Origin of the sequence: Gordonia sesuvii, from assembly GCF_036350415.1 — a bacterium.
GTDB classification, from domain to species: domain Bacteria; phylum Actinomycetota; class Actinomycetes; order Mycobacteriales; family Mycobacteriaceae; genus Gordonia; species Gordonia sesuvii.
Genome location: NZ_JAZDUF010000002.1, coordinates 718,582 through 731,807, shown reverse-complemented (window position 1 = coordinate 731,807; position 13,226 = coordinate 718,582). Strand labels below are relative to the sequence as shown.

Annotated in this window: 15 protein-coding genes; 11 read left to right on the top strand and 4 right to left on the bottom strand. The window is 67.1% G+C overall.

All coding sequences use genetic code 11. From position 1 onward, the window contains the following. Positions 1-22 precede the first annotated feature (22 nt). The gene (locus VZC37_RS10070; protein WP_330432317.1) at positions 23-586 is read right to left on the bottom strand and encodes a TetR/AcrR family transcriptional regulator; all 564 of its coding nucleotides are present in this window, start codon (positions 584-586) and stop codon (positions 23-25) included. Between the two features lie 144 nt (positions 587-730). Here VZC37_RS10070 and VZC37_RS10065 point away from each other — a divergent pair, with 144 nt between their 5' ends. Both VZC37_RS10065 and VZC37_RS10060 read left to right on the top strand, forming a co-directional pair. Next, positions 731-1,594 (top strand): siderophore-interacting protein, encoded by an 864-nt coding sequence (locus VZC37_RS10065; protein WP_330432316.1) that lies wholly within the window; start codon positions 731-733, stop codon positions 1,592-1,594. Between the two features lie 133 nt (positions 1,595-1,727). Next, positions 1,728-2,642: a tyrosine recombinase XerC gene (locus VZC37_RS10060; RefSeq protein ID WP_330432315.1), complete on the top strand. Its 915-nt coding sequence runs from the start codon at positions 1,728-1,730 to the stop codon at positions 2,640-2,642. Here the strand turns inward: VZC37_RS10060 and VZC37_RS10055 are convergent. Beyond that, the gene (locus tag VZC37_RS10055) at positions 2,590-3,201 is read right to left on the bottom strand and encodes a peptidoglycan DD-metalloendopeptidase family protein (RefSeq protein ID WP_330432314.1); all 612 of its coding nucleotides are present in this window, start codon (positions 3,199-3,201) and stop codon (positions 2,590-2,592) included. The two genes, VZC37_RS10060 and VZC37_RS10055, sit on opposite strands and share 53 nt — an antisense overlap. A gap of 331 nt (positions 3,202-3,532) precedes the next feature. Here VZC37_RS10055 and rpsB point away from each other — a divergent pair, with 331 nt between their 5' ends. From rpsB to VZC37_RS10030, 5 genes are all read left to right on the top strand, one after another. Then, on the top strand, positions 3,533-4,351 hold the full coding sequence (gene rpsB, locus VZC37_RS10050; protein ID WP_330432313.1) for a 30S ribosomal protein S2: 819 nt from the start codon (positions 3,533-3,535) through the stop codon (positions 4,349-4,351). A gap of 94 nt (positions 4,352-4,445) precedes the next feature. Next, positions 4,446-5,270 (top strand): translation elongation factor Ts, encoded by an 825-nt coding sequence (gene tsf / locus VZC37_RS10045; RefSeq protein WP_330432312.1) that lies wholly within the window; start codon positions 4,446-4,448, stop codon positions 5,268-5,270. A 160-nt stretch (positions 5,271-5,430) separates the two neighbouring features. After that, on the top strand, positions 5,431-6,171 hold the full coding sequence (gene pyrH, locus VZC37_RS10040) for a UMP kinase (protein ID WP_330432311.1): 741 nt from the start codon (positions 5,431-5,433) through the stop codon (positions 6,169-6,171). 55 nt (positions 6,172-6,226) lie between these two features. After that, a complete protein-coding gene (gene frr, locus VZC37_RS10035; protein WP_330432310.1) occupies positions 6,227-6,784 on the top strand; it encodes a ribosome recycling factor in 558 nt (185 codons plus the stop codon). Positions 6,785-6,819: 35 nt separating this feature from the next. Then, positions 6,820-7,689, top strand: coding sequence for a phosphatidate cytidylyltransferase (locus VZC37_RS10030; RefSeq protein WP_330432309.1), 870 nt, complete (start codon positions 6,820-6,822; stop codon positions 7,687-7,689). A gap of 6 nt (positions 7,690-7,695) precedes the next feature. Here the strand turns inward: VZC37_RS10030 and VZC37_RS10025 are convergent, their stop codons facing one another. After that, positions 7,696-8,091: a LapA family protein gene (locus tag VZC37_RS10025; protein ID WP_330432308.1), complete on the bottom strand. Its 396-nt coding sequence runs from the start codon at positions 8,089-8,091 to the stop codon at positions 7,696-7,698. A 30-nt stretch (positions 8,092-8,121) separates the two neighbouring features. On the opposite strand from VZC37_RS10025, the gene rlmN reads away from it, so the two are divergent. Further along, positions 8,122-9,228, top strand: a complete 1,107-nt coding sequence (gene rlmN, locus VZC37_RS10020) for a dual-specificity RNA methyltransferase RlmN (protein ID WP_330432307.1) — start codon at positions 8,122-8,124, stop codon at positions 9,226-9,228. Position 9,229: 1 nt separating this feature from the next. On the opposite strand, the gene VZC37_RS10015 is transcribed toward rlmN, so the two are convergent. Continuing rightward, a complete protein-coding gene (locus VZC37_RS10015) occupies positions 9,230-9,493 on the bottom strand; it encodes a DUF2631 domain-containing protein (protein ID WP_330432306.1) in 264 nt (87 codons plus the stop codon). A gap of 237 nt (positions 9,494-9,730) precedes the next feature. On the opposite strand from VZC37_RS10015, the gene puuE reads away from it, so the two are divergent. The 3 genes from puuE to VZC37_RS10000 all read left to right on the top strand — a co-directional run bounded on the left by puuE (position 9,731) and on the right by VZC37_RS10000 (position 13,205). Beyond that, positions 9,731-10,687 (top strand): allantoinase PuuE, encoded by a 957-nt coding sequence (gene puuE, locus VZC37_RS10010; protein WP_330432305.1) that lies wholly within the window; start codon positions 9,731-9,733, stop codon positions 10,685-10,687. 119 nt (positions 10,688-10,806) lie between these two features. Then, positions 10,807-11,982 carry a 1-deoxy-D-xylulose-5-phosphate reductoisomerase gene (dxr, locus tag VZC37_RS10005; protein WP_330432304.1) on the top strand — a complete coding sequence of 392 codons (1,176 nt, stop codon included), beginning with the start codon at positions 10,807-10,809 and terminating at the stop codon, positions 11,980-11,982. Continuing rightward, the gene (locus VZC37_RS10000; protein WP_330432303.1) at positions 11,979-13,205 is read left to right on the top strand and encodes a M50 family metallopeptidase; all 1,227 of its coding nucleotides are present in this window, start codon (positions 11,979-11,981) and stop codon (positions 13,203-13,205) included. Before dxr ends, VZC37_RS10000 begins: the two co-directional genes overlap by 4 nt. Positions 13,206-13,226 lie beyond the last annotated feature (21 nt).

Genomic DNA, 13,226 nt, shown 5'->3' with positions numbered 1-13,226 from the left:
CGGTCGGTCGAGCCTTCGCTTACTACCTCCGGGTGAGCATCTCGACGAAGATGCGTTTGTCATCCTCGGTCGGCGCTTCCACCCGCTCTCCGCCTTGCATGTACCCGATCCCGACATAGACGAGTGCGGTGGCGCGGGCGTGCGCCTCGACATCCGAGAAGCCGAGTTCGACGAAGGCGGTGCGGGCGACGTCGAACACGGTGTGGTCGAGGGCCACGACCGACGCTTCGAGGGTCGGGTCGGTCTCGGCCCAGGCACGAACAGCTGCCTCCACGGAACGTCGGCGGGTGTCGCTGACGAGTTGGCCCATCGTCTGGATGCGTTCGATCGGCGGCAGCTTCTCCAGGTCCGCCAACATCTGTCGCGCGGTTTCCTCGACCGCGCGGCAGTGGTCGGACAGCGCTGTCATCAACGCGGAGATATCGGTGAAATGCCAGTAGAAGCTGCCCTTGGTGACCCCGAGCCGCTCACACAGGCGAGAGATCTTGATGGCACCGACGCCGTCACTGATGAGCACCTGCATCGCCGCGTTGAGCCAATCGTCGACGGTGAGGCGGGATCCTCGCCTCGACGACGAATCCGGCATGGCAACCCTCGATCGAACTGGAGAAATGGGACATTCAACGACTTGAACTCCCAGATTAGATCACTTCACCAACCGGGGTGGATGCGGATCGGTTGACTTAGGCTTACCTAAGAAGCGTAGGGTGGGTGGCCGAGAGGAGGCTTCATGGCCAAGAACCTGAACGTCATGACCGTACTTCGTCGTGAGCAACTGACCCCGCACCTGGTGCGCCTGTACCTGGGCGGCGCCGGGTTCGACGACTTCGTCCCGGCGGGGGAGCCCGCCACCTGGGACACCGATATGTACATCAAGCTGGCGTTCGGTCCGGATGGTGCGCCGTTCCGGGGCCGTGATTTCGACCGCAAGTTGATCCGTCTGATGCCGCGCCGCGAACAGCCGGTGCTGCGGACCTACACGGTCCGCACGATCGACCTGGCAGCTCGGGAGATCGCCGTCGACTTCGTCGTGCACGGAGACGAAGGAATCGCCGGTCCGTGGGCTGCGAGCGTCGAACCGGGCACCACCATTCGATTCATCGGGCCGGGCAGCGGTTACCGCCCGCGGTCGGACGCCCCGTGGCACCTGCTGGCCGGCGACGAAGCGGGCCTGCCTGCGCTGGCCGCCGCGCTGGAAGCTCTTCCCGCCGACGCCGTCGCGAAGGTGTTCATCGAGGTGGCCGGGCCCGAGGACGAGATCGCGCTGAAGGCCCCGGTCGGCGCCGACATCGTCTGGATTCACCGTGGAGCCCCTGCCGGCGAGGTCGGCGACGACAACGCGGGCGACAACGCACCGATCATCCGGGCCGTACGCGACGCCGAATGGCTCGACGGCGAGCCGCACGTGTTCATCCACGGCGAGGCGCAGGCGGTCATGCACAACCTTCGCGGCTACGTCCGCAAGGAGCGTGGCGTGAGCGCGGCGAACGCGTCCATCTCGGGGTACTGGCGGCGCGGCCGCACCGAGGAGGGCTTCCGCGAATGGAAGTCGGAACTCCGTGCGGCAGAGGAGGCCGCCACCGCCGGCGCGTAGCCGTCGGATCACGTCCGGCATCACCCGGCACATGGCCGGGCGCCTCGTCGGCCGCGACGCCGACTCGGCCACGATCCGGCAACGTCCCGCGTGGCCGGTTGCGCGGTGTAGGTCGGCGCGCTTGGGTCGGTCCATGACCGACGGTCACGAGGCACACAGCGGGCTCATCGACGAGTTCGCGGCCTTCCTGCGCTACGAAAAGGGCCACAGCGAGCACACCGTGCGCGCCTACATCGGCGACGTGCGAGGTCTCGTCGCGTATGCAGGTGCGCGCGGAATCAGCGTCGATGACGTCGACCTGGCGCTGCTGCGATCATGGCTCGCCGACCACACACGCCGCGGTGCCGCGCGGACGACGATCGCCCGTCAGGTCTCCTCCGCCAAGGCGTTCTGCAGCTGGGCGTCCCGGGAAGGCGTGTTCGACGGCGACCCGTCGACCCGATTGCAGGCCCCGAGATCACACCGGACACTTCCGACGGTCCTGGCGCCCGACCAGGCGGCGGCGACCCTCGCAGCCGTCGATGCGTCGTCGACCACCGACGATCCCATTGCGATCCGTGACGCCGTGACCCTGGAGTTGTTGTACGCCAGCGGAATCCGTGTCGGGGAGCTGTGCGGACTCGACATCGGGGACGTCGACCGTGACCGCCGGGTGCTGCGGGTGATCGGTAAGGGCAACAAACAGCGGTCGGCGCCCTACGGTGAACCCGCCGAGCGCGCCATCGACCGGTGGCTGAGCGATGGCCGACCGGCGCTCGCGGACGCCCGATCCGGCGACGCGCTCCTGCTCGGTGTCAAGGGAGGTCGGCTGAATCAGCGGATGGCCCGCACTGTGGTGCACCGGGCGGTCCAGCAGGCCGGCGCGCCCGACGTCGGACCGCACGGCCTGCGTCACAGCGCCGCAACCCATCTACTGGAGGGCGGCGCCGACCTGCGGGTGGTGCAGGAACTGCTCGGTCATTCGTCGTTGGCGACCACGCAGATCTACACCCACGTCAGTGTGGAACGGCTTCGCGCCGTCCACCGGCAAGCCCATCCGCGAGCGTGAGGTCGTCACCGACGGGCTTGAGGCGCACCCGCACCGCACCCAGCAGACCCATCGGGTTCAAGTAGACCGCCGACCGTGCGCTACCGCGGCGGGCACCCCAATGCAGGCACGCGGCGACCGGGCAGCCGGGATGACCCGCGACGGCGACACCGATGACCTCACCGCGCCGCACCGATTGGCCCTGCCGCACCGATGCGCGGACGGGTTCGTAGGTCGTGATCAGCTCGCCCAGGTGCTGAATCGAGACGACCGGCCGACCGGCCACCACGCCCGCGAAACGCACCCGGCCCGCCCCGGCAGCGCGTACCGCAGCGCCCGGGGACGTCGCCAGGTCGACGCCGCGGTGTCCCGGCTCCCAGCGCTGCCGTGGCGGATCGAACTTGCGCACCACCGCCGGCCCTGAGGCCAGGGGCGCGACGAACCGTCCCGTCTCCGCCCAGGCCAGCGCGGGTATGAGCCACACCAGCAGTGCGACGACCAGCAGTTCCGCGAGTACCGTCAGAGCCGCGCGCAGCGCTCTCGAGTGCAGTCCCCGCAGCCCGGGACCCGGTGGTGTCATGTACTTCAGACGCACGAGGAGCGCCCGCGGCTCCCGGCAATTTCCACGCGGTGGGTCTCGGACCCGGTCGGCCTCGGGTGTCGGCCGCCCGGGGATTTTGGTTTTCCGCAGCTGACCGGCGTAAACTCGCTCACGCACCTCATCGCAGATCGGTGAGGTGACTTCGCGCGCCTGCGTAGCGACCCGTTGTCCTCGATGACGACGACGTCCACAACGCCGGGTGGGCGGTCCCGGAAACGGCTTCGTCGCGACCGGGTCCACCACGGCAGCAGGCGCCAGGGTCGGCATCAACCGGTGCCGACGTCAACTGCACACAAAGGATCAAGACGACATGGCTGTCGTGACCATGAAGCAGCTGCTGGACAGCGGCGCACACTTCGGGCATCAGACCCGCCGTTGGAACCCGAAGATGAAGCGGTTCATCTTCACCGACCGCAACGGCATCTACATCATCGACCTGCAGCAGACGCTGACCTACATCGACAAGGCGTACGAGTTCGTCAAGGAGACCGTCGCCCACGGTGGCACCGTGCTGTTCGTCGGCACCAAGAAGCAGGCGCAGGAGTCGATCGCCGCAGAGGCGACCCGCGTCGGCATGCCGTACGTGAACCAGCGCTGGCTCGGTGGCATGCTCACCAACTTCTCGACCGTCCACAAGCGCCTGCAGCGCCTGAAGGAACTCGAGACCATGGAGCAGACCGGTGGCTTCGAGGGTCGCACCAAGAAGGAAATCCTCATGCTCACGCGTGAGAAGAACAAGCTGGAGCGCACCCTCGGTGGTATCCGAGATATGGCCAAGGTGCCGTCTGCCGTTTGGGTTGTGGACACCAACAAGGAGCACATTGCTGTCGGTGAGGCACGCAAGCTCAACATCCCGGTCATCGCGATCCTCGACACCAACTGCGATCCCGACCTCGTCGACTACCCGATCCCGGGCAACGACGACGCGATCCGCAGCGCCGCACTGCTGACCCGCGTGGTCGCCTCGGCCGTCGCCGAAGGCGTGCAGGCACGCGCCGGCCAGTCGTCCGACGACTCCAAGCCGGAGGCGGGCGGCGGCGAGCCGCTGGCCGAGTGGGAGCAGGAGCTGCTCACCCAGGCCACCGCGTCTGCCGGGGGCGACGCCGGCACCGCCGCACCGGCCCAGTAGCAGCGGGATCGCACGTACCGGTCCCGAGGTCTGTCCGGGTCGTGACCCGGCCCGGACAGACATCCGACACTCTCTCTAAGGAGGCTCGCCAACGATGGCGAACTACACCGCAGCCGATGTGAAACGACTTCGCGAGCTCACCGGCTCGGGAATGCTGGACTGCAAGAACGCGCTGGCCAACAACGACGGCGACTTCGACAAAGCCGTCGAGGAACTGCGCATCAAGGGCGCCAAGGACGTCGGCAAGCGCGCCGAGCGCTCCACCGCCGAGGGCCTCGTGGCCGCCAAGGACGGCGCGCTCGTCGAGATCAACTCCGAGACCGACTTCGTCGCCAAGAACGCCGAGTTCCAGGAACTCGCCGATCAGATCGTGGCGGTCGCGGCCGCGGAGAAGACCACCGACATCGATTCGCTGAAGGCTGCCAAGCTCGGCGAGGGCACCGTCGACGACGCCGTGCAGGCACTGTCGGCCAAGATCGGTGAGAAGCTCGAGCTGCGTCGCGTGGCCTACCACGACGGCCCGGTCGCGGTGTACCTGCACAAGCGTGCGTCGGATCTGCCGCCCGCCGTCGGCGTGCTCGTCTCCTACACCGGTGAAGGTGAGGAGGCCGCTGAGGCCGCCCGCGGCGCCGCGATGCAGGTTGCCGCGCTGAAGGCGAAGTACGCCACTCGCGACGAGGTCCCCGCCGACATCGTCGAGAACGAGCGTCGTATCGCCGAGCAGACCGCCAAGGAAGAGGGCAAGCCCGAACAGGCGCTGCCGAAGATCGTCGAAGGCCGCGTCAACGGCTTCTACAAGGACGTCGTGCTTCTCGACCAGCCGTCGGTGCAGGACTCCAAGAAGACCGTCAAGGCCCTCCTCGAGGAGGCCGGCGTGAGCGTCAACGGCTTCACGCGCTTCGAGGTCGGCCAGGCCTGATCCGGTTCTCCACATCGCAACCCCGCGTCGGCACCATCCGGCGCGGGGTCGCTGTGTGTCTGGGCCATCACGGCAATGACGCCCCGCGCCACCGCATGGCGCCGCACACGTCGTGCCGGGACGTACGATATCGACTGAATCGAACAGTGGAGGAAGTTGGATGAGCGAAACGCCAGCCACTCGGGAAGCCGAGCGTCACGGTTTCACCCGGGTGCTTCTCAAACTCGGCGGTGAGATGTTCGGTGGTGGTGGCGTCGGGCTCGACCCGGACGTCGTCGCGACGGTCGCCGACCAGATCGCCGAAGTCGTCGGATCGGGTGTCCAGGTCGCCGTCGTCATCGGTGGCGGGAACTTCTTCCGCGGCGCCGAACTGCAGCAGCGGGGTCTCGACCGTGCGCGCTCCGACTACATGGGAATGCTCGGCACCGTGATGAATTGCCTGGCGCTGCAAGACTTCCTGGAGAAGCGCGGGGTCAACACCCGAGTCCAGACGGCCATCACCATGGGTCAGGTCGCCGAGCCCTACCTGCCGCTTCGAGCCCAGCGTCACCTGGAGAAGGGGCGCGTGGTGATCTTCGGCGCAGGTATGGGCATGCCGTACTTCTCCACCGACACCACGGCTGCGCAGCGCGCGCTGGAGATCAAGGCCGAGGTCGTGCTGATGGCGAAGAACGTCGACGGTGTGTTCGACGCCGACCCGCGCAAAGTGCCCGACGCCACCTTGTTCACCGAGATCACCCATCGGGAGGTTCTCGACAAGGAACTGAAGGTGGCCGACGCGACCGCGTTCAGTCTCTGTATGGACAACAAAATGCCGATCCTGGTGTTCAATTTGCTCGAGGAGGGCAACATCGCCCGCGCAGTGGCAGGCGAGCGGATCGGCACCCTGGTCGCCACCTGATGGTCGCGATCACACCCACCCAACACGCACAGCACCGAGTAGATATGGGACGACGATGATCGACGATGCGCTCCTGGACGCCGAAGAGAAGATGGAGAAGGCGGTCAGTGTCGCCAAGGACGACATGGGGTCGATCCGTACGGGGCGCGCCAATCCGGCGATGTTCAACAAGGTCGCGATCGACTACTACGGCGCCCTGACCCCGATCACCCAGCTGGCCGGCATCAACACCCCGGAAGCGCGCCTCGTGGTGATCAAGCCGTACGAGGCCTCCACACTGCGTGACATCGAGACCGCCATCCGCAACTCGGATCTCGGCGTCAACCCCACCAACGACGGCAACGTCATCCGGGTGGCCATCCCGCAGCTCACCGAAGACCGTCGCCGCGAACTGGTCAAGCAGGCCAAGAGCAAGGGCGAGGACGCGAAGGTGGCGATCCGCAATGTCCGCCGCAAGGCCGTCGACGAGCTCAAACGTATCCAGAAGGACGGCGAGGCCGGCGAGGACGAGGTCACGCGCGCGGAGAAGGAACTCGACAAGACCACGGCGGGATACGTCGCGCAAGTCGACGACCTGGTGAAACACAAAGAGAACGAATTGCTCGAGGTGTGAGCGCGGACGCCCGACGCGCCTCCGCACCGAAACCGATGGCCACCGAATCCTCCGAGAGTCCGCCTGAAGCACCGGATCCGACAAAGAAGTCGCGAGCGGGGCGCAACCTTCCCGCGGCTCTGGCAGTCGGTTTCTCCCTCGGGATCTCGATCATCCTGATCCTGCTGTTCGTCCCGAAGATCTGGTACGGGCTGGTCGCCGTCGCCTTCGCCGTGGCGACCTGGGAGGTGTTCAAACGCCTCCGGGACGGCGGGTACCAGATTGCGTTCTGGCCGTTGCTCGTCGGCGGGCAGGCGATCATCTGGGCCGGCTGGCCATGGGGGACCACCGGGATACTGACCGCATTCGCCGGGACGGTCCTGGTCCTGATGGTGTGGATGCTGCTGGCCAACGGCATCCACCGGGCTCCGGAGAACTATCTGCACAACCTGGCCACCAGTGTGTTCGTCCTCGCCTGGCTGCCGCTGCTCGCCGCATTCGGTGCGCACCTCGTGGTCCAGGACCAGGGAGCAGCCCGCGTCGCCACACTGATGGTCGTCGTCGTGTGCTCCGACGTCGGCGGCTACGCGTTCGGGGTGCTGTTCGGCAAGCATCCCATGGTGCCCGCGATCAGCCCGAAGAAGAGCTGGGAGGGATTCGTCGGATCGCTCGTGGTCGGGACCAGCGGCGCCGTGGGCTGCGTGGTCTTCCTGCTCGACACCCACTGGTGGATCGGGATGATCCTCGGTCCGGTGCTGGTCGTCTGCGCCACCCTCGGTGACCTCGTCGAATCCCAGGTCAAACGCGACCTCGGCATCAAGGACATGGGCACCCTACTGCCCGGGCACGGCGGCATCATGGATCGGCTCGACTCACTGCTGCCGTCCGCGTTCATCGTGTGGGCGGTGCTGACAGCCCTGCTGTGAGTTCGGCTACTTCTTGGCTTTGCGCATCGCGCGGCTCATCTGCAACATGCGCAGACCGCCGGCGAAAGCGACGATCAACGCACCGGCGATGGCCGCGATCAGCAGGCTGACACCGAGCGGGAGATTCACCTCCCAGAAGATCAGCATGATCCGCTGCGATTCCAGGTTCTGCAGGATGAAGACCAGCAGCAGGATGGTGATCAACGCACCGATGACCAGGCCGTAGAACGTCGCCCGGGTACGGGTGTGCTCGACCTTCTTGACCCGCGTGCGCAGGGCGTCCCGCTCGTCCAGCAGCGCCTGGTGCTCGGGGTCGGTATCCGGCACGGGCGGTGGCGGACTCCCGATCGGGTCGGGGCCGTCGACCGGTGGCTGCTGTTGCTGCGGATCCGGTGTCGTCATGCACCAATCATGACATGCGACAATGTCGATATGGCCTCATTGCCACTCGTGTTCGACGCGCCCAAACGAGGGCGACCACCCACCCACTTCGCCGATCTCGACCCCGCAGCCCGGGTCGAGGCGGTACAGGAACTCGGGTTGCCGAAGTTCCGGGCGAATCAGCTCGCGCGTCAGTACTACGGACGCCTCAACAGCGACGTCGAGGAGATGAGTGATGTCCCCGCGTCATCGCGGGACGCCGTGGCCGGCAAACTGTTCCCGTCACTGTTGACGCCTGTACGCCACATCGGCTGCGACGGCGGGGACACCCGGAAAACCCTGTGGCGACTCCACGACGGCACGCTGCTCGAGAGTGTGCTGATGCGGTACCCGGACCGCAACACGCTGTGTATCTCCAGCCAGGCCGGGTGCGGGATGGCGTGCCCCTTCTGCGCCACCGGTCAGGGCGGCCTGGACCGCAACCTGTCGACCGCCGAGATCGTCGACCAGGTACGCGCCGCCGCCAGGTCGCTGCGCGATGGCGAGTTCGGTCCACCCGGGCGGCTGTCGAACATCGTGTTCATGGGTATGGGGGAGCCGCTGGCCAACTACAAGCGCGTGGTCAGCGCGGTCCGGCAGATCACCTCACCGGTACCCGACGGGCTCGGCATCTCGGCGCGATCGGTGACGGTGTCCACGGTCGGGCTCGCACCATCCATTCGGCGCCTCGCCGACGAGGGCGTGGCCGTCACCCTCGCGGTGTCGTTGCACACGCCCGACGACGAGCTCCGTGACACCTTGGTGCCGGTCAACAACCGATGGTCGGTGGCCGAGGTGCTCGAGGCGGCTCGCTACTACGCCGACACCACCGGCCGTCGGGTATCGATCGAGTATGCCCTGATCCGTGACGTCAACGATCAGCCCTGGCGTGCGGACATGTTGGGAGAGAAACTGCGCCGCGCCCTCGGATCGTTGGTGCACGTGAACCTGATCCCGCTCAACCCGACCCCGGGTTCGGAATGGGACGCCAGTCCCAAGCCGGTCGAGCGGGAGTTCGTGCGCCGCGTGCGAGAGCAGGGCGTCTCATGCACCGTCCGGGATACCCGCGGTCAGGAGATCGCCGCGGCGTGTGGCCAACTCGCGGCCGAAGAGCGCTGAGTCAGCTCTTCCAGCGACCGCGCTTGGCAAAAGCGGGCTTGACCAGGAAGTAGACCAGCACCAGGGCGAAACCGATGAGGTAGAGGTCCTCGACGCGCCCGGTGTGGTTGCCGATCAGCATGCCCAGCAGAGCGAGCACGCAGAACCAGCCGGCGAACATGAAGCCCTTGCGCGCGCTCTGATGCCAGCCGAAGCGGGCCGACGGCGCATCCGCGGGCTCGCGAACCCACCCGGTGTCGATCTGCTCAACCTCGGTGCTTGCCACGCTGGCTCCTCACTGTGCGTGCGGTGTTACCGGTGTCACGGGAAGTCTGACGGCCGGTAGTAGTTCGGGATCAGCATAACGTGGCGCACCCTGCGTGTGGCGTCGACCTCTCGGCGGGATGTCAGCCGGTCCGCGGATTGCTCGTCGAGAAGCGAGCCCATCGAGATCGCAGTAGTGCGCGGGTCGTCCCAACGACGGTGGTGAGCCGGGTGATCGGATCGGTGACAGAATGCCGCCATGTCCGACACCGCGCACCGAACGCTGGCCGACTACCGCAGTGAGCACTACCCCCGCGACATGGTCGGGTACGGCGCGACACCACCCGACCCGCAGTGGCCCGGAGGCGCGAAGATCGCGGTGCAGTTCGTCCTCAACTACGAGGAGGGCTCGGAGAACAATGTGCTCGAGAACGACCGGGGGAGTGAGACCTTTCTCTCGGAGATGATCGGCGCGCAGGCATTCCCCAATCGGCACATGAGCATGGAATCGATCTACGAGTACGGCTCGCGCGCCGGCGTGTGGCGCATCCTGCGCACGTTCTCCCGGCGTGAGTTGCCGCTGACGATATTCGCCGTCGCACAGGCGATGGCGCGCAACCCGGAGGCCGCGGCTGCCTTCGTCGAGCGCGGTGACGAGATCGCCTGCCACGGATACCGTTGGCTCAGTTACCAATTGGTTGATTCCTACGTTGAACGCGAGCACATGCACGCGGCGATCGACCTGCTGACCGAGATCACCGGGCAACGCCCGCAGGGCTGGTACACCGGCCGGGATTCACCGAACACCCGGCGGCTCGTCGTCGAACAAGGCGGATTCCTCTACGACTCCGACAGCTACGCCGACGACCTCCCGTATTGGGTGAAGGTGCCGCGCGGCGACGACCAGGTCGATCACCTCGTGGTGCCGTACACCCTCGACACCAACGACATGCGGTTCGCCTCTCCCGGCGGATTCCCGTCGGGAGAGCAGTTCTTCGCGCACCTGCGCGACGCGTTCGACGTGCTCTACGCCGAAGGGGTGGCCGGCTCACCGAAGATGCTCTCGGTCGGCCTGCACTGCCGACTCGTCGGGCGCCCGGCCCGCCTCGCCGCCCTGGAACGATTCCTCGACCACATCCAGTCCCACGACGACGTGTGGATCGCCCGGCGCATCGACATCGCCGAACACTGGCGTACGGTCCATCCAGCCGGCTGACGACGGTCCGGCGGGCCCGATCGACGAGATCCTGGGGCACGGCCAACGGAGTGTGGGTGTCGGTCGATCGTGAGCTGGGGGATTTGAGGTCTACTCGGCGCAGGCGGGACAATGAGCCGGTGACGACGCGCGTACTCATCCTGGGATCGACGGGGTCGATCGGTGTCCAGGCGCTCGAGGTGATCGCCGAGCATCCCGATCGCTTCACTGCGGTCGGCCTCGGTGCCGGCGGCGGCAACGTCGGGCTGCTGCGTGAGCAGGCCAAGGCATTCGGCATCCCGGCCGGTGCGCTCGCGCTGGCCGACCCGGATGCGGCGCGCAGGCTGTCCGACGACCTCGGGTCGACCGTGCTCGGCGGACCCGACGCGATGTGCGACCTGATCGACACTGTCGAGGCCGATGTGATCCTCAATGCCGTCGTCGGTTCCATCGGACTGCGGCCCAGCCTCGCGGCGTTGCGGTCGGGCGCGCGGTTGGCGTTGGCCAACAAGGAGTCGCTGGTGGCCGGTGGATCCCTGGTCCTCGACGCGGCCGCGCCCGGGCAGATCGTGCCGGTCGACTCCGAACACTCGGCTCTCGCCCAGTGTCTACGCGGCGGCACACCCGACGAGGTCGACCGGCTGGTGCTCACCGCGTCGGGAGGACCGTTCCGCGGCTGGACGCGCGATGCCCTCGACGACGTCACCCCGGAGCAGGCCGGTCGCCACCCCACCTGGTCGATGGGCCCGATGATCACGCTCAACTCGGCGACACTCGTGAACAAGGCGCTCGAGGTGATCGAGGCGCATCTGCTGTTCGGCGTCGACTACGACCGCATCGACGTCACCGTGCATCCGCAGTCGATCGTGCACTCGATGGTGACCTTCGTCGACGGCGCCACCATCGCCAAGGCGTCACCCCCGTCGATGAAGCTGCCGATCGCGCTGGCGCTCGGGTGGCCCGACCGCGTCCCGGGCTCGTCGTCGGCGTGCGACTTCTCGACGGCATCCGCGTGGACATTCGAGCCGGTGGACAACGACGTGTTCCCGGCCATCGAGCTCGCGCGCGCCGCCGGTCGGGCCGGCGGTTCGTCGACCGCGGTCTACAACGCGGCCAACGAGGCGGCCGCTACGGGTTTCTTCGCCGGCGCGATCCGCTTTCCGCGCATCGTCGAGATCATCGGCGAGGTGCTCGGCGAGGCAGATCAGTGGCGGGCCGAGCCAGGTACTGTGGATGACGTCTTGGCCGCCGACCGGTGGGCACGCGAGCGCGCAACGCGGCTGGTGGCGGCAATTTCGGATGGAGTGAGTCAGTGAGTTTCGCGCTGGGCGTGGTGCTGTTCGCCGCGGCGTTGCTGCTGTCGGTGGCCTGGCATGAGTGCGGTCACATGTGGGCGGCGCAGGCGACCGGCATGAAGGTCCGGCGCTACTTCGTCGGCTTCGGTCCGACCGTGTGGTCGACGCGCCGAGGCGAGACCGAGTACGGCCTCAAAGCCCTGCCGCTGGGTGGCTTCTGCGACATCGCCGGCATGACGCCCTACGACGAGATCGCCGACGCCGACCGCCCACGTGCGATGTACCTGCAGAAGCCGTGGAAGCGGCTGGTCGTCCTGTTCGCCGGTCCGGCGCAGAACTTCATCCTCGGATTCGTGCTCGTCATCGTGGTGGGTGCGATCTGGGGGTTGCCCAACATCAGCCAGGACCCGGTACCGGCGACCGTCGCGCAGACCAGTTGTGTGCCGTCATCCACCACATATTCGGACTCCGCCGAGCCGGTGTCGGCCCCATGCTCGGGAACCGGCCCCGCGGGTGCCGCCGGACTGCAGCCCGGCGACACGATCGTCGCCGTCAACGGGCAGTCGGTGTCGGACTTCTCCGAGGTCTCGCCGCTCATCGGGCAGGGGACCGGTCCGGTCGATCTCACCGTGCAACGCGACGGGGAGCAACTGAACTTCACCATCACGCCGGAACCGTCCACCGTCGTCGTCAACAGCGCAGGCGAGACCACCACCGAGCAGACCGCCAAGGTCGGCATCACCTTCGACCCGCCGCCGTCGATCACCCACTACGACGGTCTGGCCGTGATCCCCGGCGCGTTCGCGTTCACCGGTGACCTGTTCGTGGCCACCTGGGACGCCCTGCTGTCGCTGCCGTCGAAGGTGAGCGCCCTGTGGACCGCCGTCACCGGCGGTGAGCGGGCCGCGGACACCCCGGTGAGCGTCTACGGCGCGTCGGTGATGGGCGGACAGGCCGCGGAACGCGGTGCGTGGAGCATCTTCCTGATGCTGCTGATCAGCATCAACTTCTTCCTCGGCTTGTTCAACCTGGTGCCGCTATTACCGTTGGATGGTGGGCACATGGCCATCGTCGGCTACGAGAAGGCTCGCAACACCGTTCGCGGGTGGTTCGGCCGGGCCGCAGGCGGTCCCGTCGACTACCTGAAGCTCATGCCGATCACCTACGCGGTGGTCGTCGTGATGGGCGGGTTCATGGTGCTCACGCTGACCGCCGACATCGTCAATCCGATCAAGATCTTCTGATTGCCAACGAACTTCACACCC